Origin of the sequence: Synechococcus sp. CC9311, from assembly GCF_000014585.1 — a bacterium.
Classification (GTDB): Bacteria; Cyanobacteriota; Cyanobacteriia; order PCC-6307; family Cyanobiaceae; genus Synechococcus_C.
In genome coordinates this window covers 691,799-717,706 of the sequence record NC_008319.1, presented here as the reverse complement: position 1 = coordinate 717,706, position 25,908 = coordinate 691,799, and the positions used below count along the sequence as shown (strand labels likewise).

At 56.4% G+C, this 25,908-nt stretch carries 25 protein-coding genes and 2 tRNA genes; 12 read left to right on the top strand and 15 right to left on the bottom strand.

Features of this window, described 5'->3' with window-relative positions:
* Positions 1–23 precede the first annotated feature (23 nt).
* The gene (locus tag SYNC_RS03680; RefSeq protein WP_237699271.1) at positions 24–2,237 is read right to left on the bottom strand and encodes an ARC6/PARC6 family protein; all 2,214 of its coding nucleotides are present in this window, start codon (positions 2,235–2,237) and stop codon (positions 24–26) included.
* Positions 2,238–2,323: 86 nt separating this feature from the next.
* On the opposite strand from SYNC_RS03680, the gene pdhA reads away from it, so the two are divergent.
* Positions 2,324–3,430, top strand: a complete 1,107-nt coding sequence (pdhA, locus tag SYNC_RS03675; RefSeq protein ID WP_011618705.1) for a pyruvate dehydrogenase (acetyl-transferring) E1 component subunit alpha — start codon at positions 2,324–2,326, stop codon at positions 3,428–3,430.
* A gap of 12 nt (positions 3,431–3,442) precedes the next feature.
* Here pdhA and SYNC_RS03670 read toward each other — a convergent pair whose 3' ends face one another.
* Positions 3,443–4,357, bottom strand: a complete 915-nt coding sequence (locus SYNC_RS03670) for a histone deacetylase (protein ID WP_011618704.1) — start codon at positions 4,355–4,357, stop codon at positions 3,443–3,445.
* Positions 4,358–5,127: 770 nt separating this feature from the next.
* Between SYNC_RS03670 and SYNC_RS03665 the strand changes: the two genes are divergently transcribed.
* Complete coding sequence (locus tag SYNC_RS03665) at positions 5,128–5,355, top strand: hypothetical protein (protein WP_041426393.1); 228 nt, start codon at positions 5,128–5,130, stop codon at positions 5,353–5,355.
* A gap of 488 nt (positions 5,356–5,843) precedes the next feature.
* On the opposite strand, the gene SYNC_RS13535 is transcribed toward SYNC_RS03665, so the two are convergent.
* The 3 genes from SYNC_RS13535 to SYNC_RS03650 all read right to left on the bottom strand — a co-directional run bounded on the left by SYNC_RS13535 (position 5,844) and on the right by SYNC_RS03650 (position 9,018).
* Complete coding sequence (locus SYNC_RS13535; RefSeq protein WP_049750387.1) at positions 5,844–6,077, bottom strand: hypothetical protein; 234 nt, start codon at positions 6,075–6,077, stop codon at positions 5,844–5,846.
* 293 nt (positions 6,078–6,370) lie between these two features.
* A complete protein-coding gene (locus tag SYNC_RS03655) occupies positions 6,371–7,312 on the bottom strand; it encodes an RNA polymerase sigma factor, RpoD/SigA family (RefSeq protein WP_011618702.1) in 942 nt (313 codons plus the stop codon).
* A gap of 152 nt (positions 7,313–7,464) precedes the next feature.
* Positions 7,465–9,018, bottom strand: a complete 1,554-nt coding sequence (locus SYNC_RS03650; RefSeq protein ID WP_011618701.1) for a bifunctional ADP-dependent NAD(P)H-hydrate dehydratase/NAD(P)H-hydrate epimerase — start codon at positions 9,016–9,018, stop codon at positions 7,465–7,467.
* A 68-nt stretch (positions 9,019–9,086) separates the two neighbouring features.
* Here SYNC_RS03650 and mnmA point away from each other — a divergent pair, with 68 nt between their 5' ends.
* Positions 9,087–10,244: a tRNA 2-thiouridine(34) synthase MnmA gene (gene mnmA, locus SYNC_RS03645; protein WP_041426906.1), complete on the top strand. Its 1,158-nt coding sequence runs from the start codon at positions 9,087–9,089 to the stop codon at positions 10,242–10,244.
* Here the strand turns inward: mnmA and SYNC_RS03640 are convergent.
* Entirely contained in the window at positions 10,168–11,685 is a 1,518-nt protein-coding gene (locus SYNC_RS03640; RefSeq protein WP_041426391.1) for an apolipoprotein N-acyltransferase, read from the bottom strand. The genes mnmA and SYNC_RS03640 overlap by 77 nt on opposite strands.
* Positions 11,686–11,737: 52 nt before the next feature.
* Between SYNC_RS03640 and SYNC_RS03635 the strand changes: the two genes are divergently transcribed.
* From SYNC_RS03635 to sodX, 4 genes are all read left to right on the top strand, one after another.
* Positions 11,738–12,067 (top strand): phasin family protein, encoded by a 330-nt coding sequence (locus SYNC_RS03635; protein ID WP_011618698.1) that lies wholly within the window; start codon positions 11,738–11,740, stop codon positions 12,065–12,067.
* A 34-nt stretch (positions 12,068–12,101) separates the two neighbouring features.
* The gene (locus SYNC_RS03630) at positions 12,102–12,716 is read left to right on the top strand and encodes an FKBP-type peptidyl-prolyl cis-trans isomerase (protein ID WP_041426905.1); all 615 of its coding nucleotides are present in this window, start codon (positions 12,102–12,104) and stop codon (positions 12,714–12,716) included.
* Between the two features lie 58 nt (positions 12,717–12,774).
* On the top strand, positions 12,775–13,242 hold the full coding sequence (gene sodN, locus SYNC_RS03625) for a superoxide dismutase, Ni (protein WP_011618696.1): 468 nt from the start codon (positions 12,775–12,777) through the stop codon (positions 13,240–13,242).
* A 95-nt stretch (positions 13,243–13,337) separates the two neighbouring features.
* Positions 13,338–13,637: a nickel-type superoxide dismutase maturation protease gene (gene sodX / locus SYNC_RS03620; RefSeq protein WP_011618695.1), complete on the top strand. Its 300-nt coding sequence runs from the start codon at positions 13,338–13,340 to the stop codon at positions 13,635–13,637.
* On the opposite strand, the gene SYNC_RS03615 is transcribed toward sodX, so the two are convergent.
* From SYNC_RS03615 to SYNC_RS03590, 6 genes are all read right to left on the bottom strand, one after another.
* Positions 13,623–14,291 (bottom strand): hydantoin utilization protein A, encoded by a 669-nt coding sequence (locus SYNC_RS03615; protein ID WP_041426389.1) that lies wholly within the window; start codon positions 14,289–14,291, stop codon positions 13,623–13,625. The genes sodX and SYNC_RS03615 overlap by 15 nt on opposite strands.
* Before the next feature lie 96 nt (positions 14,292–14,387).
* Entirely contained in the window at positions 14,388–15,272 is an 885-nt protein-coding gene (trpC, locus tag SYNC_RS03610; RefSeq protein WP_011618692.1) for an indole-3-glycerol phosphate synthase TrpC, read from the bottom strand.
* Between the two features lie 3 nt (positions 15,273–15,275).
* Positions 15,276–16,718 carry a dihydrolipoyl dehydrogenase gene (gene lpdA, locus SYNC_RS03605; protein WP_011618691.1) on the bottom strand — a complete coding sequence of 481 codons (1,443 nt, stop codon included), beginning with the start codon at positions 16,716–16,718 and terminating at the stop codon, positions 15,276–15,278.
* Positions 16,715–17,587 carry an RNA methyltransferase gene (locus SYNC_RS03600; RefSeq protein ID WP_011618690.1) on the bottom strand — a complete coding sequence of 291 codons (873 nt, stop codon included), beginning with the start codon at positions 17,585–17,587 and terminating at the stop codon, positions 16,715–16,717. Before SYNC_RS03600 ends, lpdA begins: the two co-directional genes overlap by 4 nt.
* Before the next feature lie 4 nt (positions 17,588–17,591).
* Positions 17,592–17,840 (bottom strand): hypothetical protein, encoded by a 249-nt coding sequence (locus SYNC_RS03595; protein WP_011618689.1) that lies wholly within the window; start codon positions 17,838–17,840, stop codon positions 17,592–17,594.
* 34 nt (positions 17,841–17,874) lie between these two features.
* Positions 17,875–17,956: transfer RNA gene (locus SYNC_RS03590), tRNA-Leu, on the bottom strand.
* 150 nt (positions 17,957–18,106) lie between these two features.
* Between SYNC_RS03590 and murA the strand changes: the two genes are divergently transcribed.
* From murA to SYNC_RS03565, 5 genes are all read left to right on the top strand, one after another.
* Positions 18,107–19,405 (top strand): UDP-N-acetylglucosamine 1-carboxyvinyltransferase, encoded by a 1,299-nt coding sequence (gene murA, locus SYNC_RS03585; protein WP_041426388.1) that lies wholly within the window; start codon positions 18,107–18,109, stop codon positions 19,403–19,405.
* An 83-nt stretch (positions 19,406–19,488) separates the two neighbouring features.
* A tRNA-Leu gene (locus SYNC_RS03580) sits at positions 19,489–19,570 on the top strand.
* 165 nt (positions 19,571–19,735) lie between these two features.
* The gene (locus SYNC_RS03575; protein ID WP_011618687.1) at positions 19,736–20,977 is read left to right on the top strand and encodes an aspartate aminotransferase family protein; all 1,242 of its coding nucleotides are present in this window, start codon (positions 19,736–19,738) and stop codon (positions 20,975–20,977) included.
* Complete coding sequence (locus SYNC_RS03570; RefSeq protein WP_011618686.1) at positions 20,974–22,218, top strand: folylpolyglutamate synthase/dihydrofolate synthase family protein; 1,245 nt, start codon at positions 20,974–20,976, stop codon at positions 22,216–22,218. Before SYNC_RS03575 ends, SYNC_RS03570 begins: the two co-directional genes overlap by 4 nt.
* A gap of 72 nt (positions 22,219–22,290) precedes the next feature.
* On the top strand, positions 22,291–22,824 hold the full coding sequence (locus tag SYNC_RS03565; RefSeq protein WP_041426387.1) for a pentapeptide repeat-containing protein: 534 nt from the start codon (positions 22,291–22,293) through the stop codon (positions 22,822–22,824).
* On the opposite strand, the gene SYNC_RS03560 is transcribed toward SYNC_RS03565, so the two are convergent.
* From SYNC_RS03560 to SYNC_RS03550, 3 genes are all read right to left on the bottom strand, one after another.
* Positions 22,825–24,156, bottom strand: a complete 1,332-nt coding sequence (locus tag SYNC_RS03560; protein WP_041426386.1) for an FAD-binding oxidoreductase — start codon at positions 24,154–24,156, stop codon at positions 22,825–22,827.
* A gap of 70 nt (positions 24,157–24,226) precedes the next feature.
* A complete protein-coding gene (locus tag SYNC_RS03555) occupies positions 24,227–25,489 on the bottom strand; it encodes an amidohydrolase family protein (RefSeq protein ID WP_011618683.1) in 1,263 nt (420 codons plus the stop codon).
* Positions 25,486–25,872: a DUF4359 domain-containing protein gene (locus tag SYNC_RS03550; protein ID WP_049750319.1), complete on the bottom strand. Its 387-nt coding sequence runs from the start codon at positions 25,870–25,872 to the stop codon at positions 25,486–25,488. Before SYNC_RS03550 ends, SYNC_RS03555 begins: the two co-directional genes overlap by 4 nt.
* Positions 25,873–25,908 lie beyond the last annotated feature (36 nt).

The following is a 25,908-nucleotide window of genomic DNA, read 5'->3' as shown; positions in this document are numbered from 1 at the left end:
GCAACAGCACCTAGGACAAATTCCTAACCAGGGATATAAGCCTGTAAGCGCCAACCGTCAGGATCTCGGCCAAGGATATAGGTCACAGGCAAGTTGCCAGCGGGAGTTTCATCCACCACCTCTCCCTGATCATTCAGGGTTTGATCGCGGTAGGTGAGTTGTGCCCTGACTTCAATGCGAGAGGGCGTTGAGCTCACCGTCTGAATCGAGGTAATTGAAGCTTGGACCTTTTGGACGAGGCCATCCCGCAACAGGGCGGCCTGCTGATCGCTCACGCGATCCACAAGAACAGGACGGGCCACCTCATCCAGGGATTCGGTACCACCGTTTTGAAGCAACGCCGTTGCCTTGAGATCAAGCCATGTCTGTAGAAGGGCTTGCAGCTGAACCTCACTCGGCTTCGCCACTGCTAAGGGTGCCATGAACGCGTTGGGCTTAGGCCGCTCCTGTTTGAGGGTGGCCTTCGGCAGAGAAGAGAGGGCGTCCGCACTGGGCTGGGCCTCCGCGCTGGGATTCGTTGTTGACGTAGTTGCTGTTTCCTGCTGCGCCTCACGCCTTAATCCCACGAGGCTGAATGCCACCACCACAAGCACGACAACCACCCCTGAACCAATTAATAAGGAAGGCCTCGGTTGCGGCCATGAGGACCTATTCCCCGAAAGCCGGGAGAGCGAAAGCTGGGGCAGTGAAAGCTGAGACACGGACATCCGCGACATCGACAGACGCGACAGTGAAAGTCGAGAGAGGGTGCGGCGGGAGAGCTTTCGGCGTGACTGGGAAAGCCGAGTGAGCGAAGGGCGGAGGCTCTTGAGATTCGTCCAGGCCAGTGGAATGAACCGCCGCAGCCCACTCCCCCTTGCCTCCTTCTCCCCAGGATCTGAGCTGTTCTCAGGGAAAGACTCCACGTCTCCAAAAGAAAGGGGCATCGTGCCTTCTGGATCAAGGCCCAGTGGTGGGAGATTCCCGAAGCTCCAATCCGTATCGGGAACAGATGTTTCAGACGGATCGGGCGATACGAGACTTCGCCCCTCCTTACGTTCAAGGCGCTCCACATAGGCCTGAACATCGCGATCAGCAAACCAAGCCTCTAGGTCAACAACCTGGGCATCCACATCGCGGTAACCGGGGAGGACATCCCGTCCCAGCCAGCTGCGGCAGTAATCAAAGAGGGCCGCCAGATCATCACTGGGATGGTTCGCCAGCCATTCCTTCAGATCCAGATCAGGACTGGCATGGACGTGTTCCAATGCCCGATCGACGTCACCGAGCAATAAATCCATGCATCCAAGCAATGGATTGAGATCTAAACCAACAAGAACCAGGGCTTGAAGTTTGCCGCGTGCGTCCTGAACACGCTCGGGCTTGCGTTGGGAAAATCCAGCGGCTGCCAAGGCCATTACAGAGAGGAAGCTGGCATCAGACGAACCAAACCGCTCCCAACGTCCATACAAATCCACCTGCTCTTGAACAGTGAGAAAGCGACGAATCTGCTGGAAAAACAACTCAAAACTTCCCTGGTCCATACCAGCCGTCGTCAATTCAGCAGCACCCCCCTCCAAGCCACCGCGATTTTGGACAAAGGTTTCCAACATCACTAGCCCTTCCTGACGGGCTGATTGCTCCGCAAGGTCACGACTCAGCAGATCGAGAATTCTGTAAGGAGTGAGCTGTTCTAGGTCCGATTGAAGCCGCTGCCGATGATCCGGAAGCTTGCCCATGCGCTGGAGCAAGTGCAGGCCCTCAGTCAGCAGACCGGCAGCCGATTCATACCGCCGCTGATCCTGGTCTTGGCGGGCCGCATCGCGGCAAGACAGTGCCGCTAATAGGGCAAGGTCGGACTCTCGACCACTACCAAGGGCGGGCGCTTGAGGAGGTTGCAGCACCTGGCGGGTGAGCTGAAAGGTCTCATGCGGGGCATTGGCCTCCCAAAGCAACATCAGGCCGGCGACCTCCCGGCTTGACGTCATTTCCAGACCTGCGGTCTCTTCCGGATGATCGCGACCCAATTTGAGCAAGGTGCTCTCGTAATCCTGTCGTCGCTCTGCATCGCTTAGGAGTTCGGCAGAAAGCCGCAACAATTCAGCCCTCTGCATGAGGACCTCATGCGTGAAACCCTGATTGGGGCAGCGATCGAGACGCAACTGCAGCGTCCGCAACACCGACTCGGTTTCAGCAGAAGGGCTGACGCCCAACAGGCGGAAATGATCGATGGGCAATTCCACCAGCTTTGCGCTCATTAGCAGAGAAACTTTAGGCAGCGAAAGGGGTTTTGCCCATCTCCTCAACACGGCCCCTTAAAGTTCGTTGTCAAATAGGTGGTGCCATGAGTCAGGACATCGCAGTAGGCGCAGCGGCAGGCATCGATCACAAGCTTGCGAATGGGGAATCCCCGATGGGAGCTCACGCCGAGCGATTGTCGTCACTCGTGACGACCCAAAGAGCCAGCGTTGACCGTGAGACAGGGCTGGCGTTGTACCGCGATATGACCCTGGGCCGCCGTTTTGAAGACAAGTGCGCGGAGATGTACTACCGCGGCAAAATGTTTGGTTTCGTTCACCTGTACAACGGCCAAGAGGCCGTGAGTACTGGCGTGATCGGCGCCATGAAGCGTCAACACGACTGGTTTTGCAGCACTTACCGCGATCACGTACATGCCTTGAGCGCAGGCGTCCCAGCCCGCGAAGTCATGAGTGAACTGTTTGGCAAGGAAACCGGCTGCAGCAAGGGGCGTGGCGGCTCGATGCACCTGTTCTCAAAGCCACATCACATGCTTGGTGGGTTCGCCTTTATCGGCGAGGGAATCCCTGTTGCTCTAGGCGCTGCCTTCACGAGCCGCTACAAACGTGATGCCATGGGTGATTCCAGTAGCGACTCCGTCACCGCGGCCTTTTTCGGAGATGGAACCTGCAACAACGGCCAATTCTTTGAATGCCTCAACATGGCCCAGCTTTGGAAGCTGCCCATCCTGTTTGTGGTCGAGAACAACAAATGGGCGATCGGTATGGCCCATGACCGCGCCACCAGCGATCCGGAAATCTGGCGCAAAGCTGCTGCCTTCGGCATGGCTGGGGAAGAGGTTGATGGAATGGATGTGCTCGCAGTTCGAGCCGCTGCCGAACGAGCCATCGAACGGGCGCGAGCTGGCGAAGGTCCAACGGTTCTTGAATGCCTCACCTATCGCTTCAGGGGCCACTCATTGGCCGACCCTGATGAGCTCCGTGCCGAGGAAGAAAAGCAATTCTGGGCCAAGCGCGATCCCCTCAAAGCCTTTGAGCGCGATCTGGTCTCCGATGGTTTAGTGAGTGCTGATGAGCTTCGTGCGATCGAAAAAGAGATCGATGCAGAGGTGCAGGATTGCGTGGACTTTGCTCTCAATGCACCCGAGCCAGATGGCTCAGAACTGACGCGCTACATCTGGGCTGAAGACTGAGTCTTTTCCTCTCTAGAGACCATGCAATCTCGCCTGGTCGGTCGCTGCCCTGAACACCAGGGCATGACGCTTAACCAAGGGATTGAGGGCGTCATAGCCACCGCCAATCACACTGGCCAGGGGAATCTGACGACGAAGGCAGGCATCAAACACGAGATGATCGCGTTGCAAAAGTCCCGGATCGGACAGGCAAAGTCGGCCCAACCGATCGTCTCGATGCGGATCCACGCCAGCGTTGTAAAGCACCAGCTCAGGCTTAAAGCTGTCTAAAAGTGAGGGGAGCGCTTCACCAATTGCAGCCACATAAGCCTGATCCTCAACACCATCTTCAAATGGCAGATCGCAATCACTGCATTGCTTGCGAGAGGGAAAATTCGAGGCTGCATGCGCAGAGAATGTAAAGACCCTTGGGTCATCAGCAAAGATCAGTGCAGTGGCATCGCCTTGATGCACGTCCAAATCCACAATCATCAAGCGCTCTAGGCGCCCCTCCTCAAGCAAAACCCTGGCTGACACAGCAATATCATTAAAAATACAAAAGCCGCTGCCGTAATCGGGGAAGGCATGGTGCGTGCCACCAGCGAGATGACAGGCCACCCCATGCTCAAGAGCCAACCTGGCCGTGAGCAATGTTCCCCCAACCGCTAACCAGGTGCGTTGCACCAAGGGTGTGGTGGCCGGAAGACCAATCCTGCGCTGAGCTTGCCGATCGAGCCTGCCTCTTGCAAAGGCCTCGTGGTACGACCGCTTATGAACTGTTTCGAGCCAGCGGCGCGGCGCAGGTAGAGGGCGATGCCACTGTTGCGGAGTCATCAGCCCAAGGTCCGTTAAAGCCTCAGATAGCAACCTGAACTTCGCCATCGGGAAGCGATGGCTGGAGGGCAAAGGTGCGCTGTAGGCCGGGTGATAAACGAGGGGCACAGCCACTGGCTTACGAACTTGTCCTGTACTGAAGAAGTCTCAATCCAAACAAGGCAAACCGTGGAAGCTGGCCTCAACTGGCGAAGATGGATTCAGCAGCCAACCAGTCCAGGTCCAGCGCAATTGCGTTGCCTCTTCAAAAAGCCTTAGCAACCGAAGTAGAGCAATATTCAATACCGATGATTGAATCCAGCACTATGCGAATAATTTTCTGCAAATGAACAACGGAATTGACGCAGAGCATTTCTTGAACGATAAGACAAGTTGGCCGAATGGAAAACACTTAAAAAGCCATCAGGATTCGCAATAAAATTTAGGCAATCTTTGATTTCCAGCAACTACTCACGGACTCCATCAATAATTTCGATAATAAATCCATAACTGATTTTCATGAGACTCTAAGTCTTTGCACGGAGACCACAAATTTTTAACGCAATACTTTTGATCACCATGATACTCAACAGAATTATTCTAATGAGTGACATCGAGTTTAGGGCCCTAAAGTCCAACGTAATGAGTTCATATCACCAAGCGGTTCGCAATTCGGAATGGAGCAAGGCTCGCGAATGCAGAGATAGCTTCAATGAGTTGCTAGCTCAATATTGGGCAATGGCACTCACTCATTAATAGCAAGACTCTTCTAGGTCCAATTCCAGGAAGCATCGCTCTACACCACAGCGTTCTAGTGACTAAGAAAACACTTAATTAGTTCTCATCACCCACTCTAGCAATCTTTGAATTGACTAATTAGGTTGAGAGAGTTATGGAGATTAGAAATGGAACGCTACTTATTCAAGGGCAAGAAAAAAGCCAACAAAAAGGAGAATCACCTGACGAAGTTTATTTCAATTACCTTTGCACTGATTGGCAGCGTTACGGTTCTTGAGTTCTTGGAATCTGATCGCCCAATTCTTAGTACCACGGCAGAGCAGGTCCCAGCGCAAGTCATGGAGACATTGAATTCAATGCGTGATGATTTAGTGTCTTTTAGACCTGGAACTTAACGATACTCCTCTCCCGTTCAGCAATCTTCAGGGTGTTACATACCCTTATGCAAAGAAGATCACATGCTTAAACTGGTAAAAAGAAACCCCGTAACGCATACAGGAAGTTTCACCCCACATATATACAAGACATAGATCTCTCATTGCAGACAACCTGTCCAAGAACAGACCACAAAACATGTGGATTAGAAACCACTTAAAAGAAGTGGATAATACTGAAGGACGAAGTCTTCTGCCTTACGCCTGGACGGCTCTATCTCCAGCGACCTGTTCGTCAACATCAAAAAATAAGGAAACCAAGTGGCTTACGAGAGAAGCTCAGCGCCAGTCTCATATTCCTGTTTGACATGAACCTCAGGTCCTCATCAAAAAAAGCGCTCAAACTTCAAGCCAAGCGTTGCTGCTTTTGCTGGTGGCGCCTCTCTATCGGAACTAAGCGATCAGATATACAAGAAATGTAGAGATGACAAGGCAAGAATGCGCACTCATCAGATCCCAGAGCCGCCTCCAATTTGATCATCTTTAGTCTTAAAGGACTGCTCCAGATGCTCGACGGAGCGTTCAGATACATCCTTTCGCTGCTGTATCTCTATCTCTTGGTAATGGGTAACATCGTCCATTTTTTGCTGCCCACCATTCATCATTTCCGTGTAGGTCAACGCTCTGGTTTTTTGGGGCTGATTAGGTTCGGTCAAGTTCTTCTTAGGAATGAAGCCGGACATGTCTGAAAAGTTATTCGTATAGGTATTGGACCAAGAAACACTCTCAAAGGAGCTGTCCCCCAATACATATAGGGGGGGATGCCTATCTAATAATCCTCTTCTACCCCTCCAGAGGTTGTAGATCGACATGATCCCTCGCTGCTGTTTGAGCTCTTCAACAGCATTTTGCTCATCGCATCTTCGCCCTATCGCTCAGATAGGGCTAGAGAGCGGGGGGACCCCAAAGAACTCGTGAAGGACGAAAAAGATTGCCTCGACTGATGCTTGAACCCAGCCGCGGACTCATCGATCAATCAGAACGTTGGAGACATCCGACGAGTGAGATTGCGCAGCTTGCGCAGCGACTTCAATTCCACCTGGCGTACGCGTTCACGCGAGACATCGAGCAAACGACCAATTTGAGCAAGGGTGTGGCGCTCGTTGCCATTGAGACCAAACCTCAGAGTGAGCACGTGTTGCTCCTGCTCACTGAGATGACTTAACCAGCGACCAAGTTGTTCGTGGTGAATGCGCTGCTCGACCTTGTCGAGAGGCTCCTCTGCTGAGGAATCGGCAATCAAATCGCCGAGGAAACTACGTCCATCCTCTCCATTCACAGGAGCATCAAGGCTGCTAGTCGTGAGAGCTTGGCGCAGCAAGGAATCGAGCTCCTCAACAGGCATGTCCAGTGCTTCAGAAATCTCGAGACGGCTGGGCATCGCACCGAGCTTGTGTGCAAGATCCAGACTCACCTTGCGGATGGTGGTGAGACGCTCGCTCAAGTGCACCGGCAGACGAATGGTGCGTGACTGACAAGCAATTGCCCGGGTCATGCTCTGACGAATCCACCAGAAGGCGTAAGTCGAAAACTTGTATCCGCGAGTTGGATCAAACTTCTCAACGGCGCGTTCCAAGCCAAGGGAACCCTCTTGAATGAGATCGAGAAGCTCAAGGCCTTTGCCTTGATATTTTTTCGCGACACTCACCACAAGGCGAAGGTTGGCTTTCATCATCCGTTGCTTGGCTCGCTGGCCAACGCGAATCATGCGGCGATCTTTGGAGCTGAACTCCTCACTGTCAGGAGAGACCGATCCATCCTGCGTCAGCTCCATGAACTTCTGGACCTGATTGCCAAGCTCGATTTCTTCAGCAGCAGTCAGCAGTGGTATTCGGCCAATCGTCGCCAAATACCAACTAATCGGATCACTGCTTCTGCGTCTCTGAGTCTCGGAGGTCCGAGCTGTTGAGGAAACCATGGCAACTCGTCTCTAGGTCGTTGAGAGACTTTCCTATGAAAAAACGATAAACCCAAATGTTTTCAGCAACCCTTCAGATTCGTGAAAGGAAAACGACACATTTGTGCGTTTTGAATTGTGTGCATTTTAAAACTTCTTCAACTTTTTAATAGTTAATTCCCGCAAATCCGACGGGTGAGCTCAGCAAGGGTTTTGGCAATCTCCCTAGCACTACTGGCATCTTCACTAGTTCTTGCCGCCTCGGCATGCAACAAAGCCGCGGCCGCAAGAGCTGTTCCCTGCGGCTCCTCTCCACAAGCCAGGCAACGCGCCCCCCAGCCAACGGCAAATCCAGCCAACAGATCTCCCAGGCCCGTGCGAGCCGCCTGCACAGACGTATCAACAAGTTGATGGACCACACCATTCGGATCGGCAATCAAGGAGTGAGCACCCTTCAGGAGCACAACCGCTCCGCTCTCTGCTGCTGCCCATTGCGCACTCTCCAGCGGTTCCTTACCACTGGAATCAGGGAAAAGCCTTGCGAATTCACTGCGATGCGGGGTGATCCAGGTTGGGAACTCACGCCGGCAAAGCCAGCGCCAGCCTTGCTTTGAGGCGGCCAAGGCGTTGAGCCCATCCGCATCCAGCACGAGTAGCCCTTGAAACGACACCAAGGGTTCTGCCCAGGCATCCCACTGCGCTTCCAGCGCTCCAATACCAGGGCCTAGCAACAACGCATCAAAACGGGATAGATCTGCGAGCGCCAGCCATGGCCCCCAAGCCAACCCTCTCGAAGCCGTTGCTGGTAACGCGGCCGACACCACCAACTCAGGAATCCACTGCCAGATGAGCTCAGCCACGGCTTCTGGCAACGCAGCGTTGAAACTTCCCACCCCGCTCGCCATCACCCCATTCGCCGCCAGGACTGCTGCGCCGCGATAGCGATCGCTACCTGCAAGCACCAAGACGCGGCCTCGCTGATATTTCATCGCAGTTGGCGCATCTTGGGGAACCGGCAGGGTCGCCAGATCTTTTGCCATCACCCGCAGCACAGCCGATGACTTCCGTCGATCAATCAACAGTTGCGGAACGCCAGGGTCTAAGCGATGCACACATCCCACATTGGCTAGAGCTGCGTCCTGAACCAACCCGCGTTTCACCAGGCCCACACACAACGTGTCGGAGGCCACCGCCCCACCGCCGGCCTGCATCCGGCCGTGATTGGAATGCATCCCCGCAGGGACATCCAAACTGATCAACCGACCGGGCTGAACACGCTCGCGTTCTTCAAACAACAGCACCAAACCCTCAGGGAGAGGACGATGTTGTCCCAATCCAAACAGTGCCTCCACCCACAGAGCTGAATCCCTCGGATCCGGCTGCGTCTCCAGAACAGTTGCACCAAGCCACTCCAGATGACGCCAATGCTCTTGGGTAAGCGTTTGCCGGAGCGGCAGAGGGGCCCACAGCCTCACCTCCACTCCGGCATGCATCAGCCGTCTTGCCAGCACCAACCCATCACCACCGTTATGGCCCGGTCCCACTAACACCAACACGCCCTGCTCCAGCCGCTTCCGGCGCTGAAGACACCAATCAGCCATCGCCTGGCCGACGGCCTCCATCAAAGCGGCAACAGGCAAACCACTCCCCAGCCATTCCTGCTCCAGAGCCAGCATTTGCTCTGCACTGACGAGCCAGTGCTCCGTATCAAGAGGAGGCCAGACCAAGCCAAAAACACCCGGGCCCTCACTATGGAGTTAGACAGCGATGCCCGCCCATGTCGGCAGAGGCCAAGATGACCACCTCTACAGCAACTCAAGCAGGTGCCGAGGCCCTGGAGCGATTGCGCCAATGGCCTGGCGAGCATCGTGTGGCAGTAGGGCTTTCAGGCGGGGTCGACAGCTCGCTGACCGCAGCATTGATGGTGGAAGCCGGCTGGGAGGTGGAGGGCCTCACTCTCTGGCTGATGAGCGGAAAGGGAGCGTGCTGCGCCGAGGGCCTGGTGGATGCTGCCGGAATCTGTCAACAGCTCGGGGTTCCCCACCACGTGGTGGATTCAAGAGACACCTTCGTTCGCGAGATCGTTCAAGGCTTAGTTGATGGCTACAGAGCTGGCATCACACCCCTGCCATGTTCCAAGTGCAACCGTTCGGTGAAATTCGGGCCGATGCTCGCCTGGGCCGAACAAGAACGCAATCTCCCCAGGATTGCTACAGGCCATTACGCCCGCATCCGTCTTGACCGGGAAGACGGTCGCTGGAAGCTGTTGCGAGGTTTGGATCGCCGCAAAGACCAGAGTTACTTCCTCTATGACCTCCCCCAGGAAGTTTTGGCGCGCGTGGTGTTCCCACTCGGCGAACTCACCAAGGCCGACACCCGTCTTGAGGCCGGGCGCCACGGATTACGGACTGCCGACAAGCCAGAAAGCCAGGACCTCTGCCTCGCCGATCACCACGGCTCGATGCGCGCTTTCCTCGATGCCTACATTCCCCCACGGGACGGTGAAATCGTGCTGCAAGACGGAACGGTGGTCGGGCAGCACGACGGAATCGAACACTTCACCATCGGTCAACGTAAAGGCTTGGGAATTGCCTGGAGTGAACCACTCCATGTGGTGAAACTCGATGCCGCCATGAATCAGGTGGTGGTCGCCACGAGGGCAGAAGCTGGTCGGACTGGCTGCGAGGTTGGCGCTATGAACTGGGTCTCAATCGCGCCGCCCCCACTCGATTCACCCATGGAGGTGGAGGTGCAAGTGCGCTACCGCAGCGAACCCGTTCGAGCCCATCTCATCTGCATCGAAGCCACTGCTAACGATCGGGCCAAAGAGCGCCCTCATCGCTGCAAACTCACCTTCCAAGAGCCTCAGTTCTCGATCACGCCTGGTCAGGGGGCTGTGTTGTACGACGGCGAGGTCGTGCTGGGCGGGGGCCTAATCGACTCGCCGGTCTGATCAACACCAGCGACGAGGCTCCGATCAGCAACAGCAGGGGCAACTCTCCCCAGCGCACATACCCAGTCAAACCAGTGCGGGGTTGAAACGGCACCACCAAAAGGCCTGGATCGAACGACGCCAAGCGATCTGCGATCTGGCCATCGGCTCGGATCATGGCCGTTGGACCCGTATTCGCCGTTGATAAAAGCGGTCTGGCCGTTTCCAAACTGCGCAGCTGGGCCAAAGCCAAATACTGCATCTGAAGGAGGCGGGGATAGGGGTCAAGGTTGGCCGCAGCAAGGATCCACTCCGCCCCCTCAGCCACGGCGCGAGCCAACGCCGCTCCATTACTGATCTCGTAACAGATGGCCACAGAAGCAGGTGGACCACCCCAGCGCCAAAGCCGGGATGGCTCTCCCGCCTCCAGGCCTCCAATGGCAGAGAGGCCACTGAGACCTGGCAAGGCCGGAACCCATTCCCCTAACGGAACCAATCGATGCTTATCAATCGAGGCCACCGGAGTGGTGCCACCAGCCTCCACCAAAACCATGGCGCTGTGCTGACGTCCCCTCGACCAGCGAAACCCTCCACTCATCAATGGAATCGGAGCCGGAGCGATGAGGGAATCATGGAACGACAACGTGCCTTCAGGTGCCATCAGCCAGTCCGCATCAGCAGCTTCAGCCTCTTGAAGCGCAGCTTGAAGCCGTAAGGGCAGGTCCCGTTGGCGCTGCGCAGAAAATTTTTCGCGGGTGGGTATCGCTGGTTGCCAGAGGCCAACGCTGTATCCCGCTCGATCGGATTGGGCAGCCATCGTGACTGGCTTCTCGAGCAGCTTGGCCCCTACCCCATGAAGAACAACAAGGCTCAACAGGCCGCCGGCCAGCAGTCCGGACCAACCCGACTCACGCCGGGACAGCGTCAGCAAGCGCCAAAGCCACCAGCCGAGCAGCAGTTGCAGAGCGGCAAGTCCGCCCTCACCGATCCAGCGACTCAGCGCAGCCAAAGGGGGGTCGGCCGGAAGCAAGCTGCCACCAACACCGATCCAAAACACAGGGCTTTGGGATAGCGCCACTTCCACCAATCCCCATACAGCCGCGGCCAGCACGGCATGGGGCAAGCTCCCCCGCAAGGGAAGGCGGTTCACAAGACCACTCCAACAGGCCAGCAGTAGGGCAGCCAACAGTGCACAGGCCAACCAGATCCCAGCAGCCACGGGAAGGCTGAGCCCAGCGGGAACACCGATCCACATCAGGGGATGCAAGGCCAGCAACCAGCGATGGCTCAACAGAACGGCCACGCCACCCCAGAGCGCAGAGGCGAGAGAACTGGAGGACGCAGCCCAGAGCAGCGCCAGGGCCGGCACCATCCACCAAGGCCCCGACACTGTCAGGGCAACGCCTGCAAGCAGTCCTCCCACCAGCCCCTGCAGCAGAACCAGGGATCGGTCATTGCCCATGGTCAGTGCCGGGAGATCAAGCCATCCTGTATCGAGACTCACCCGTATGGCTATGGATACCGCTAATCCCCTGCAGCAGCTACTTCTTCGTGGACTCGGCACCACCACCCTTGTTGCCGATCGGCTTCGTTATGTCACCCAGGAATGGGTGAGCAGCGGCCGCCTTGATTCAACCCATGCTTCCGCCCTAGTTGAAGATGTGCTGAAAGCATTGCGCGGCGAAACTCCAGAACTCGAGCAGCAGATGGGCCGCAACCTCGAACGCAACCGCGACAACATCCTTCAAGACCTCGGTCTGGCAAGTCAGCGAGAAGTGGATGAGCTTCGGGGGAGAATCGATCGCCTTGAGCAGCAGTTACGCCAAAAGGAGCGAGAGGAATGAACTGCAAGACTTGGATTCAATCGAGCAAAATTCTGTGCGCGAGATTTTGATCAGCACCGCTGTCTTTGCGTCCTGTCTGATGGTGGCGTTCATCAGCCAACTGGTATCGCCTTCCACGGTGATCGCAGCAACACCATCCACCATGGCCAGCAACACTGAGATGAAGGCCCAATCGGCTGTCGTTCAGGCCGTGGCCAATCCCATGGAACTCGACCCCGACAACCCCAACCCCTCCTTGTTTGCGATGGCTCCCGATACCAAGCTGGCTGATGCATCAGCGCTCGGCGGACCGATTGAAGCAGAGAAGCCTCAAGTCACCGCGAGTGGACTGAAAATCACCGACCTGGTTGTCGGCACTGGTGATGAAGCGAGCTCGGGACAGAACGTGGTCGTGAACTACCGCGGCACCCTCGAAGACGGCAAGCAATTTGATTCCAGCTACGACCGCGGCACTCCGTTTGAATTTCCGCTTGGAGCCGGTCGGGTGATCAAAGGTTGGGATGAAGGCGTACAAGGGATGAAAGTGGGCGGAAAGCGCAAGTTGGTGATTCCCCCTGACCTGGGCTACGGCCAGCGTGGTGCAGGCCGAGTGATCCCTCCGAACGCAACCCTGATTTTTGAAGTCGAACTACTAGACATCAAAAAGTGATCCAAAGGCAGGTGATCCATAGGTAGGCTTGTCGAACGGAAATTCTGTTTAAAACCCGATGCTTCGCACGGCTCTATCAGCGATCGTTCGCTCCTTGCCCGCTTCCACCGTTGAAGCCCACTGCGACGGACCCTGCGGTGTTTATGACCCTGCTTCAGCTCGTGTTCACGCTGAAGCAGTGCTCGCGATGACCAAAAAGCTCAAGGCTTTGGAAGCGCCTGCTTCTGCCGGAGACCACCACGCTGCTCTCAACACCTTTGCTCGCTTCGTTGCGGTCAAGGAAGATGAAGCCCAAAAGACCAAGAAAGAACTCTTGATCCTTTGGACCGACTACTTCAAGCCCGAGCACCTGGCGACGTTCCCCGATCTTCACGACACATTCTGGAAAGCGGCGAAACTTTGCAGCGCCTGCAAGGTTCACATCGACCAAGGCAAAGCTGAAGAGCTTCTCGCCGCTGTGGAGAAAATCCACGGCATGTTCTGGCAGTCCAAAGGCCGCACTGACGCCTGGGTCACAGCTTCCTGAGTCAGGTTCTGAGCTCTATATCAGGATCTCAACCATCTCTTGCAGCAGTAGGTCTCCTCGACCTACTGCTGTTTTTTTGTGGTCGGCGACGGGTGATGCAAGTGGAGGGGTATTCGATGTGGCCAACCTTGAAACCTAAAGACCCCGTCATCGTGCGACCTCTGAATCAACATTCAGAGGTCCCCCCCATCGGAGCCATCATCGTTTGCATCCACCCCCATCAGCCGTCATGCCGTGTGATCAAACGGCTGAGCGCTGTAACGGACAATCAGCTCACCATCCTTGGTGACTACCCCGATGCCAGCACAGACAGCCGGCAATGGGGGATCATCTCTCGAAAGTGCTTAATCGGAGAAGTTGTGGCACTCGCCGCAACGCCGTCAGAACAAAAATGATGATGTTTTCTGGAGCCAAATCGCTCCCGTCACGATTGAAAGCCCCCCAGTGCAACCCACCAAAACAGGAAGAAAACGAGCGCTACTTCGCATCGTGAGCAAAGAGAGAGTGCTCACCACAGCGAGCATGGCGCCCATCGATCCGCACAAATAAGCAACGAGATAAAGAACGGCACCATGGACCGGCAACGCGAGAGCTGGGATCACGGCCAACAAATGCCCGGCACCCGCCAATCCATGGAGCAATCCAAGACCAGATGCCGCATGCGCATGGCGGCGATGGTTGTTCTGACCACGAAGATGCAGATGGAGATGGCGATGCAAGGCCGAACCATCGTGGTGATGGTCATGGGTATGCAACTCCAAACCAAATGCGGTTCGAATGGCGAGAGCGCCAATCACAAGCAAAGACACCCCCACCAAAAATTCAGCCCATGCCGACATGCTTTCAGCATGGATCAAGTCTTTAAAAAAAATCGCAACAACGCCAAGCAACACCACCCCTAGGGAATGGCCGCCGCCCCAAGCCATTCCTGACTTCATGGCTTGCAATGGACGCCTGAGAGAAAAGGGGGCCATCGCGACAAGATGATCAGCACCACCAACAACGTGCACAGCACCCGCCGCGAAGCCCGTCAGAACACTGATCAGCAAGTCGCGATCCTCAGATTCAGCAATTCTACCGGACAGAGATCGGAACCCACCGATTCACGGCTTGTTGGTGCTGATCCAAGCGTTTCAACCTGCCTCTCAACCATGGATCAATGATTGGAGTGCTGCCTCCACATCCGCTTGCCGCATCAGAGCTTCACCCACCAAAACAGCCTGTGCTCCAGCGGCTTGAACACGATCAAGATCAGCGCGATGGAACAGTCCCGATTCGCTCACCAAAAGAATCTGCTGCTCCAACAGCTGCTCTGCGAATTGGGCCGTGAGCGTTTCAGTCGTTGCCAAATCCGTTTCAAAACTGGTGAGATCCCGATTGTTGATTCCGATCAAAGGGAAACCACCCAGGGCCAACACCCGCTGCAGCTCTTCAGCGTCATGCACCTCCACCAAAACCGTAAGGCCAAGTGCTGCGGCCACCTTGGCGAAATAGGCAAGGTCTTGATCGGTGAGGATCGCCGCAATCAAAAGCGCAGCATCGGCTCCAGCTGCTCGCGCCTGATAGAGCTGATAGGGACTGAGGATGAAGTCCTTACAAAGCAATGGGAGATCCACGGCTTCGCGCACCTCAATCAACACATTGAAACCACCCTGGAAAAAGGCTTTATCTGTGAGCACCGAAAGGCAGCTTGCCCCACCGGACGCATAAGCCTTGGCAATCGCGACTGGATCGAAATCCTCTCGAATCACACCTTTGCTGGGACTCGCTTTTTTCACCTCAGCAATCACGGCAGGCCTCACCGCTGCAGCGCTTAACGCGCCCAGAAAATCACGGGCTGGGGGCAAATCGGCCACCTTGCGGCGCAACTGCTCCAATGGCATGCGCTCACGAGCAACCGCGATCTCTCGATCTTTTTCCCAGACGATTTTTTCCAAAATATTGCGAGGTTCGCTGTCCTGATCAGGGACCGCGTACTCCAAATGCGCAACTTGCACCTTGGGATTGGGTGGACGACGGCGGATCTCCATCACTCAGGCCCCCACTGCTGAAGCCGCCTGCTTGTACGCCACTTCCACCACTTCACTCAGGGTTGGATGCGTGTGCACCTCATTGGCAAGTTGGGTCACGCTTTGACGACGGGACACCGCATTTGCAATCTCCTGAATCAGATCAGCGGCATGCAACCCGTAGATATGCGCCCCCAGAACCTCCCCACTGGTTTTGTTAAACAACAACTTCATCAGGCCATCACTTTCCAGTTCAGCAAGCGCTTTGGAATTGGCTTTGAAATAGCTCCGTACCGTTCCCAACTCAAAACCCTCCTCTCCTGCGAGCTGCTTGGCATCGGCTTCTGATAAGCCCACAGAACTGATCTCAGGATGCGTAAAGGTGGCGGCAGGAATACTGCGGTAATCGATTTGCCTGGGGTGACCAAGAATGTTGTCAACAGCCACCGAACCCTGAGCCGCGGCCGTGTGAGCGAGCATCAACTTGCCGGTGACGTCGCCAACAGCCCAGAGATTGGCCTGTGGAGCACCATTCACCAACACGCGCATGCTGTCGTCCACTGGAATGAATCCGCGATTGGTCTCCACTCCCACAGACTCGAGATTGAGATGCTTGCTGCTTGGCACACGGCCTGTCGCCACGAGCACCGCATCCACTTCCAAAGTCTCCACTGGCTCTCTGGTTTGCATATCAACCAGCTCAATCTGCACCGGTGATCCTGGTTGAATCGATTTGGCCAAAACCCCAGAGCGCGCATCAATATCGCGACCATCGATCAATTTGCGGGCTGCGATCTTGGCGATATCAGGATCAAAGGTTGGCATCACCCGATCCAAGGCCTCAATCATCGTGACTTCACAGCCCAAAGCCGTGTAGACATCCGCAAATTCCAGTCCGATATAGCCACTGCCAATAATCGCAATCCAACGAGGCAGCCATTCCAGATTGACCGCCTCATCACTGGTGAACACACTGCGCCCATCCGTTTCGATGCCCGGGGGGACAAAGGGATCAGAGCCGGTGGCCAAGATCACATCCCGTGCCGTTAAGACCCTTTCCACTCCGCTGACCTCACGCACCCCAACCCGTTGAGGCCCCTCAAGCCGACCTTGACCGCGAAGGATGGTGACCCCTGCCCGCTCCAACGTTTTGGTGAGATTGGCTCGAATCGTGGCCACCAGTTGATTGGCATGATCAGCAATCTTCTTGCGCTCAAAACGCACTGGAGCCGCATGAATACCAAACCCTGCAAGATGCTCAGCATCAGCCAGCTCACGCACGCGACCACTGGCAGCCAACAGAGCTTTTGAGGGGACACAGCCACGGTTAACGCAGGTGCCTCCCATGTCACGGGATTCAAGGACCGCCACCTTGAGGCCATGATCGGCTGCATGTTTGGCTGCGTCAAAGCCGCCATATCCGGCGCCAATGACGATCACATCGAAGTCGAAATTGGCGTCGCTCACCCGGTCGTCTGCATTGAAGACGTCATTCTCGCCCGTCGCCTCTCCAAAAGCAGAGGGACCGCAGCAGCAGCCACATTGAGCGATTCCACAGCGGAGCTATGGGGCAGGGTCACGCCAGCGGAGCAGCAGGCCTGCAACAAGGGGTCCAGTCCTGCTCCTTCGTTTCCGAGCAGAAGAACCGTGGGCAAGGTCCAGTCCAATTCCCAATAGGGCTGAACGCTTAAATTTGCTGCCGCATCTGGCACCAAAGTGGCCACAATTTGAAGCCCGGCCTCACGCGCTTGGTTCAATCGTTCCGCGAGTTGAACGACCCCTTCCATTGGATCCGGGCCAAAGCGCTCAACTGGCAAGCTCAGGATCGCACCAGCCGACGAGCGCACCACCTTCGGCGCCAACGGATCAGCACCGGACGCGCACCAAACCTGCTGGATGTCTGCGGCACGCGCGGTGCGCAGCAGCGTTCCGAGGTTGCCTGGATCCTGAATGCGATCAAGCGCCAGAACAAAGTCGGGGGCCTCAACCACTGAAGGCAAGCAAGCCAAGGGCAGTAAACAAGCAACACCATCGGGCTGAACCGTGGTTAAGCCGGCTTGCAATGCTTCGGCACTGATCCTCTGCACCCGCACAGACCCCGGCAACGCACGAATCAAGTCAGCGTGCGTCTGCAACCAAGCGGGAGTTGCAACAACATCAAGTGAAACAGAATCTGTCCAAGAACAGCACTGAAGTTCTTGAAGTTGGTGAGTTCCTTCCAACAGAACCACGCCATGCTCGTCTCTCCCTGAACGGGCTGACAACGAACGAAGTCTTCGCACGAGTGGGTTGCGACGACTTGTGATCAGCTCATCTGACTGATCTTTCAATGACACGAAATCAGAAGCTCGTGTGCTTACGAACTTTCAAGCCATCGTGAAGATTGAGATCCTGACCGTTGAGGTCGATGCCTTGAACCGCAGCAATTTCACCTTTGATTCCTTCAGCGGCCAAATTCTCAACCAACTTTTTAATGACTTGATCTTCCACAGTGGATTGATCAATCGAGTCAGGTGTCAAAAATTCGAGAAACTTGCCAACTTTGGAAGCCACTACCTCCGATGAGTTGGAGATCTTGAGCACAATCATGAAGGAGCTGGGAGTCCTGACCCAATCACGTTAATGCGGTTAGGGAGACTTGAACTCCCACGTCCGAAGACACATGTACCTGAAACATGCGCGTCTACCAATTCCGCCACAACCGCTGGCGTCACAAACGTGACCTGATGACCATACGACATCAGCTTTGGAGTGACAGACACGATCTGAACCCAACAGAACCAGTTTGAGCGCCGGCCGTCTAGACGGTCTCATCCTTGATGGTCAAGATGGTCGTGAATTTAGTAACCACGGGCATGACGGCAGCGGCTCTTGCGTCTCAAGACATTCTCAAGCCGCACCTCGTGATTGATGGTGGAGAAAAATTGAGCGGAGAGCTTCGCGTCAGCGGCGCGAAAAATTCAGCCCTCGTGCTGATGACTGCTTCTCTACTAACCGAAGCCCCCCTGACGCTTCGCAATGTCCCCCCATTAACGGACATCGGCGGGATGACAGAAATCCTGTCTTCCCTGGGCGTCAAGGTTCAACGCAGCGGCGAGGTGGTTCACCTACATGCCGATCAGATGACGGGAGCTGAGCCTCCCTACGAATTGGTGAATGGCCTGCGAGCCAGCTTTTTTGCCATTGGCCCGCTTCTCGCCCGAATGGGACACGCGCGGGTGCCCCTTCCAGGGGGATGCCGCATTGGTGCCCGTCCGGTGGTGGAACACATCCGTGGATTGAAGGCCCTAGGAGCCGTTGTGAACGTGGATCACGGGATCATTGCCGCCTCAATTCCAGGCAGGGAGCAACGTCTCAAAGGTGCAGAGATCGTCTTGGATTGCCCGAGTGTGGGCGCCACGGAAACCATTTTGATGGCTGCAGCCTTGGCTCAAGGCACCAGCGTGATTTCGAATGCTGCACAGGAGCCAGAGGTACAGGATCTCGCCAACTTGTTGATTGCGATGGGCGCCAAAATCACCGGGGCTGGTGGACCCACCATCACCGTGGAAGGTGTGGATCAACTCCATGGTTGCGATTACACGGTGATTCCCGACCGCATTGAGGCTGGCACCTTTCTGCTTGCTGCGGCCATCACCCGCTCCAAGCTCAGAGTGGCACCTGTGATTCCTGATCATCTCAGTGCAGTTCTGCAGAAGTTGCGAGACTGCGGCTGCAAACTTGAGATCGACAACGAAGGGATCACGATTACTCCAGGTGAGATCAAGGGCATCGACATCACTACCCAACCGTTCCCTGGTTTTCCCACCGATCTTCAAGCACCGTTCATGGCCTTACTGGCCACGGCACAGGGAACCAGTGTGATCACCGAAAAGATCTATGAAAACCGAATGCAGCACGTCGCAGAGCTGCAGCGCATGGGTGCCTCCATCAGGGTTCAAAGCAACACTGCGGTCGTAGAAGGAGTGTCCGCACTCAGCGGAGCTCCAGTGAATGGAACCGATCTCAGGGCCTCAGCAGCCATGGTGTTGGCGGCACTGGTCGCGAATGGAAAGTCGCAAGTGAGCGGCCTCGAACACCTCGACCGTGGCTACGCCGATATCGAAGCGAAGCTGGGTCGTACTGGAGCCAAATTAACCAGGCGTACATCCTGAGGGAGCCTCAGTCCCACAACGTGTAGGGTAATTAGTGAGCTCTCAATCATTGAGGGACCTAGAGCGTCTGGAGACGCGAACCAGCAGGTGTGGCGGAATTGGTAGACGCACCGCACTCAAAATGCGGCGGGGAAACCCTTGTCGGTTCAAGTCCGACCACCTGTATGACCCAATCGGGATAATCCCATTCATTGAATGGGCACATTGGTGATTCAGTACTGAGATGCAAGGCAAAGGGCCTGTCACTTCCAACTGATCTGTGAGCGAGGCCCTCAAGGGGCGGTCAGCTTCAATAGAAGAACGAAGGCCACTGGTCAACAGTCGGGCGAAATGGCAGGTACATCCACAAAAACCACTGACTTATCGGAGTCTCCCCCCACTGCTGTGATGGGGACCTACAACCGCTACCCGCTCACCCTGGTGCGTGGGAAAGGCTGCTGGGTCCGTGACCACAAAGGCCATCGCTACCTCGATGCTGTAGCTGGAATTGCCACCTGCACCCTCGGCCATAGCAACCGCGCGATGCGGCGCGCTCTGAAGGATCAGCTCAGCCGCCTGCAGCACGTCTCCAATCTTTATGAGATTCCCGAGCAAGAAGAGCTAGCCCGTTGGCTCGTGAACAACAGCTGCGCAGACAGTGTGTTCTTCTGCAATTCCGGTGCGGAAGCCAATGAAGCGGCCATCAAATTGGCCCGCAAACATGGCCACCAACGGCGGGGAATCGAACGACCCGTCATCTTGACGGCTGCAGCGAGCTTCCATGGCCGCACGCTGGCAGCGGTGAGCGCCACCGGTCAACCTCGCTATCACATTGGGTTTGAGCCGATGGTGGAGGGATTTGAGACCTTCACTTACAACGACATCCACAGCTTTGAACTGCTTTTAAACCGCCTAGAGGCCCATGGCCCTCAGGTTTGCGCTGTGCTGATCGAGCCGCTCCAAGGTGAAGGCGGTGTGAATCCAGGCGATCCCGAAGTGTTCCGTGCGATGCGTCGCCACTGCGATGAACGCAACATCCTGTTGATCTTTGACGAAGTTCAAGTGGGAATGGGTCGCAGCGGCAGGCTCTGGGGCTACGAGCAACTCGATGTCCAACCAGATGTGATCACCTTGGCGAAAGGACTCGGTGGTGGCCATGCGATCGGTGCCCTGCTCACAACCAAACACGCCGACCTGTTCACACCTGGAGATCACGCCAGCACGTTTGGCGGCAATCCATTTGCTTGTCGCGCTGGTCTAACCGTCGCCCGCGAATTGGAACGGAGACAGCTGCTCCGCAACGTGTCAGAACGCGGTGCGCAATTAAGAGCTGGACTCAACCAACTCATCAAACGCTTTCCTCAACAACTCGAGGATGCCCGAGGTTGGGGATTGCTGCAGGGATTGGTTCTCCGAGAGGACTGCGATCTCAATGCTGCTGATGTTGTAAAAGCAGCCTTAGCGCAAAAACTCTTGCTCGTGCCTGCCGGAACCAAGGTAGTGCGGATGGTTCCTCCCCTAGTGATTGATCGCCGAGAGGTGAACGAGCTGCTCTCCCGACTTGAACGCACGCTGGACTTGCTCAACGCGTGATTCTCTCCAAGCTTGATCCCATCGATGAGTTGGCGGACCTGCTCTCCCCCTTTGAGCAGCGGGGAATGGATCTATCCCTTGAGCGAATGCAAAGGGCACTTGCTGATCTAGCCAACCCCTGCGCTGATGTTCCCGCCGTGCAGGTGGTGGGCACCAATGGCAAGGGGTCAATCGCTTGCATGATTCACAGCGGCCTGACAGCAGCAGGTCTGCACTCTGGCCTCACCACCTCTCCCCATCTCACCAGTTGGTGTGAACGGATTTGCGTGAACCAGCAGCAGATTGAGCTACCTCAACTACGCCAACGCTTAAAACAACTCCAACCGCTGGCTCAGCACCACAACCTGACCCCGTTCGAGCAGCTGATCAGCGCAGCCTTGGTCCATTTCGAAGCCAATACCCTGGATTGGCTCGTCCTAGAAGCAGGCCTTGGAGGAAGGCTGGATGCCACAACGGCCCATCCCTATCGACCTCTCATCGCCATTGGCTCGATCGGAATGGATCACTGCGAGCATCTTGGGCACTCCTTAACCGCCATCAGCAGCGAAAAAGCAGCGGTCATCAGCCCTGGAGCCCATGTAATCAGTGCCCCTCAACACGAGGAGGTGACCAAGGTCTTGGAGGCGCGTAGCCAAGACATGGGCGCAACGCTGGAGTGGGTGGAGCCCCTCCCAGACGCGTGGGAGTTAGGGCTACCTGGACATCTGCAACGGCGTAATGGAGCCGTTGCCCGTGCAGCGCTGCGACGCATGAATGCACTGGGCAGCGCGATCACAGAGGGGCAAATCCGGCAAGGCCTGGCCCAAGCCCGTTGGCCTGGACGGCTGCAAACGCTTCACTGGAACCACCAATCTGTGCGTGTGGATGGAGCCCACAACCCCGATGCAGCTCAGCAGCTCGCGCTCGAGCGTCGATGCTGGAACCAGCCAGGGCATCAGCAGATCTGGATTCTTGGCATTCAGGGCCACAAGCAAGCCCCAGAGATGCTCAGGATTCTGTTGGAACCAAACGATGAAGCCTGGATCGTGCCGGTGCCAGGGCATGTCAGCTGGACAGCTGACGCATTGAGCGAGATCTTCCCAACGCATGCGCATCAACTGAGGAGCGCATCAAGCGTGGAGGACGTTCTCATCAAACTGTTTAAGAACGACTCAGACAGACCGAGGCCAATGCCTGTGATTGCAGGCTCCTTGTACTTGATTGGATCGTTGTTGAACGAGGGAGTACTGCAAGAGCCCTAAGGGTCAAGACCTCCACGAAACCCACATCGGCAAATGAACGGCAGAGTGTGGTCAGCTTTCGATGCATCCGTCATGCGCAACCAGACTCTGCGCTCACTGTTCGCGATTGCTCTGCTGGCGGTCATGACAGTGCTGCCATTCCCTGTAATCGCTCTCGACACCTCCACCGGTGTGGGGCTTCAGGATCGAGCCTTATTCCAAGAGCGGGTGGATTACACCCTGACCAACCAGAGCGGCGGTGACTTCCACGGCCAGAACCTCGTCAACACTTCTTTCGCCGGTGCAACTGGCAGGGGTGCTGATTTCAGCGACGCCAACCTGCAAGGAACAATCTTCACCCAAGCGGAATTCCCAGAAGCCAATTTCCATGGAGCCAACCTCAGTGATGCGCTGATGGATCGTGCCGATTTCTCCAAAACAGATCTTCGCGATGCCTTGCTTGTTGGCGTGATCGCTGCCGGAAGCAGCTTTGCCGGTGCAGATATTGAAGGCGCTGATTTCACGGATGCTTTGTTGGATCGGGAAGACCAACGTCGGCTCTGTCAGGACGCTGATGGCGTCAATTCCAGCAGCGGTGTCTCCACCCGCGACAGCCTTGACTGCTGATCACGCTGGGAAGCCGCCAAGCTTTCCTGGGTTGAGCAAGCCATCAGGATCGTGACGATGCTTTGCTGCCACCTGATCGCCATCAATCACACCAAGGCCTCCTCCCTCAACAGTGAGGACATGGGGGTTAAACACAAATGCCCCCTGGGCAAGACAGTCGTCGATTAAGTCCTGCAGAGCCTTAGCCCCTCTCCAATAGACCACTGGCAGAGCAGCCAATCGGAAGGCCCCCTGCTGACGCACTGCCTCGAGATGCCACACGAGATCATCGCCCCAGCGCTGCTGGAGCCCATCCATACAGGCCTGTTCCGGCTGGGGCAGAAGCATCTGCAGATAGGTCCAGTTGGGATCGTGATTGCGCAGATGCAGGGTTGTGTGATTCCAGCTCAACTCCCTCAGACCATTGCCCTGATGGTTGTCCTCTGGCCCAAGCACCTCCACCTGCGCCTGCAAAGAACTCGCCAGACGTTCAATCGTGCTTACCCCATCGGGAGCCACCAACAACAGCAACCTGTGCTGTCCCCGTGAGGCCCCACTCCAAGACGGGAGGCGCTCCACGATGGCCGACTGCAGAACGGTGCAGAGATTCAACTCAACCGCAGCTTGACCACATCGTTGAGCCAACTCCACCGCCGACGTCCAGTTGGGACAATCCACAACCACCTCCTGCCACGCCACCCGCGCCGCCGAGGAGAGCTTGAGTGCCGTGATGATGCCATTGGTGCCATAGGCATGATTCAAGGCTTCCGCCTCAGCAGCCTCCAATTGCAACAGCCGAGGTGAAGACTCCATCGTCACCACCTCCAGGCCGAGCAGGTGACCGGGATCTCGCAAAAATCCCCAGCGCACTGAGCCGATCCCCCCGGATCCGCCGCTGATAAAGCCACCGATCGTGGCACTGCGCCAAGTACTTGGAAACAGCCTTAATTGCCGGCCATGAACAGCCAAGGCGCGGTCCAAGTCACGCATCAAGCAACCGCATTCCACGGTCACAACACCAGAAGCCGGATCGATGGAACGCACCTCGCGCAAGGCATCCATCAAGAGCACCACACCTCCTTTCAAGGGAACGCACTGGCCGTAATTACCCGTTCCCGACCCACGCAAGGTCAGCGGCACGCCATGGCGATGGCATGCCGCGGCCACCGCTTGCACCGCCTGCACCGAAGCCGCACTGACGACGAGATCGGCGCGGCATTGACTGAGCTGTTTTCGCAGCACTGGTGAGTAGTCATAGGCGTCACGGGAATAACGGTCCAAATCGGCTGGACTCGTCAGCAAGCTGAGATCGGCAATGGCTGCCAGCTCGTTGTGCAAAGCATCGAAAACCATGGCGCTTCAGGACTGGCTGGAAGTGAGGGGGTGCTGTAACTGAAAAAGAATGCTGTAGCGGTGGTGATCCTCAGGTTGAATCCTGCAGCCACACCCCACGCACCAACAATCGACGCTCCGGAGGTGCCGCCAAGGCTTCCGCCCAGCTGTGAACGGAAAGCTGCATCGCATCAGCCGGTGCACCAGCCCGGATCACCCCGTCCCACTCCATCTCCATCAATCGCGCGGCCGCCGTTGTGAAGGGCGAAAGACCCAAGCGCTCCCAGGGAGCCAGCTGGGCTTGAGCCAAGCTCGCTGCAATCAAAGCCAAAGGGTCAAAGTTGCCAGCTGGGAACCATGGATCCTGCACGTTGTCACCGCCGACGGCCACGCACACCCCAGCACGCTGCAACTGACGAATCGGAGCCAAGGGTCGCCGCAGAGGAGTACCGAAATCTTGCCGACCTAAAAGCCAACCATTGGTCAGAGGGAGAGCCACCACTCGAATGTTGTAAAGCGCCATCCGTTCAGCAAGCCGCTGCAACGCAGATGCTCTAAGGAGCGACAGGCTGCTGGCATGGCTGCAGGTGATCGGCACTGAAACGGGCATCCGCTTGAGAACGCGCAACAGCTGAAACAAGCCGGCAGCAGGCTCAGAGCTGGCTTCGTCGATGTGCAAATCCACCCCACATCCATGCCGGTCGGCCAACGCCAAAAGGTGTTTCAACGCCTGGCGGGGCGCACGCCCAGAGCAGGGCGGGGAGATCACTCCGCCGAGCAAGCCACCGGACGCTGCCACCCGAGCCGCCAGCTGTTCCCCTTCTGAGGTGCCCCAATGCTCAACAGGAACCAGGGCAACTGGCTGAACCGTGACAAGGCCTTGCCAACGGAAGGCTCCATCAAGAATGGCGTCCCAGCTGCACTGGGCCCCAGGCCCAAGGCTGTCGATATGGGTGCGCACAGCGCGCAGACCATGGCGCCATACCAATTGCATGGCGCGCTCAAAGCGCTCTTGAACCACCTCAAGGGTTCGGGTCTGATGTTCCCTGAAGTTGGCCGCCATCGCTCCGGCATAAGTACCACTGAGGTTGGGATAGCGGCTCCAGCTAAACGCCTTATCTAGATGTGCATGCGGTTCCAGCAAACGGGGAAGCAACATCCCTTCCGGTTCCGCTGCCCCCTCATCGAGAGGCTGGACTTGCACAATCCGTCCTTCACGCCAGGAGACCTGCAAGGCACAAAGGCCATCAGCGCGTGTAATCGGCGCTGGAGTGCCAACGCGTTCATCGCCCAGCTCGACCAGTCCCCTTGGAATCCAGGCACTGAGAGTGCCATCTCCAACACGAGGAATCATTCGATCTTGCCAGCGTCACTCTTGGATTGAAGGATGACAAATTGGCCGGCGATTCCGAGGGTCGTGACCGAATACTCAGGAAGTCGCAAGGTGGGGAGTAAGTCCTGTCCACCCAGCTCTGTGGTGTAAATGCTGGCCAAGCCAAGGTTGAGACGACGGCTGAATTGACCAGCGAGCTCCGCCAACGCTGGCTCCTGATCGCGGATCAAGCGCGGGCAATCTTTGACCCAAAGCTGCAACACCATCGGCAATCCACCCTCACATAACTCGTCACTGATTACGGAGACGAGTTGGCCGCCCGCATAGCTCTTGAAGTCCTCAGAGGAGGGATTGGCGAAGGCGAGTGCTACACCAGAGACGGCGAATGCCAGAACAGCGGCCAATGCGTTGGCAGATGGCTTGCGGAAAGGAACGATGAG

Coding starts and splice junctions, on each gene's coding strand:
- SYNC_RS03555 (WP_011618683.1), bottom strand. CDS start 25,489: ATGATTCCTCGTGTTGGAGATGGCACTCTCAGTGCCTGGATTCCAAGG.
- SYNC_RS03680 (WP_237699271.1), bottom strand. CDS start 2,237: ATGAGCGCAAAGCTGGTGGAATTGCCCATCGATCATTTCCGCCTGTTG.
- sodN (WP_011618696.1), top strand. CDS start 12,775: ATGCTTCGCACGGCTCTATCAGCGATCGTTCGCTCCTTGCCCGCTTCC.
- SYNC_RS03640 (WP_041426391.1), bottom strand. CDS start 11,685: ATGGGCAATGACCGATCCCTGGTTCTGCTGCAGGGGCTGGTGGGAGGA.
- SYNC_RS03595 (WP_011618689.1), bottom strand. CDS start 17,840: ATGATTGTGCTCAAGATCTCCAACTCATCGGAGGTAGTGGCTTCCAAA.
- pdhA (WP_011618705.1), top strand. CDS start 2,324: ATGAGTCAGGACATCGCAGTAGGCGCAGCGGCAGGCATCGATCACAAG.
- trpC (WP_011618692.1), bottom strand. CDS start 15,272: ATGGAGATCCGCCGTCGTCCACCCAATCCCAAGGTGCAAGTTGCGCAT.
- murA (WP_041426388.1), top strand. CDS start 18,107: ATGACGGCAGCGGCTCTTGCGTCTCAAGACATTCTCAAGCCGCACCTC.
- SYNC_RS03635 (WP_011618698.1), top strand. CDS start 11,738: ATGGATACCGCTAATCCCCTGCAGCAGCTACTTCTTCGTGGACTCGGC.
- SYNC_RS13535 (WP_049750387.1), bottom strand. CDS start 6,077: ATGTCCGGCTTCATTCCTAAGAAGAACTTGACCGAACCTAATCAGCCC.
- SYNC_RS03565 (WP_041426387.1), top strand. CDS start 22,291: ATGCGCAACCAGACTCTGCGCTCACTGTTCGCGATTGCTCTGCTGGCG.
- sodX (WP_011618695.1), top strand. CDS start 13,338: ATGCAAGTGGAGGGGTATTCGATGTGGCCAACCTTGAAACCTAAAGAC.
- SYNC_RS03575 (WP_011618687.1), top strand. CDS start 19,736: ATGGCAGGTACATCCACAAAAACCACTGACTTATCGGAGTCTCCCCCC.
- SYNC_RS03655 (WP_011618702.1), bottom strand. CDS start 7,312: ATGGTTTCCTCAACAGCTCGGACCTCCGAGACTCAGAGACGCAGAAGC.
- SYNC_RS03665 (WP_041426393.1), top strand. CDS start 5,128: ATGGAACGCTACTTATTCAAGGGCAAGAAAAAAGCCAACAAAAAGGAG.
- SYNC_RS03560 (WP_041426386.1), bottom strand. CDS start 24,156: ATGGTTTTCGATGCTTTGCACAACGAGCTGGCAGCCATTGCCGATCTC.
- mnmA (WP_041426906.1), top strand. CDS start 9,087: ATGACCACCTCTACAGCAACTCAAGCAGGTGCCGAGGCCCTGGAGCGA.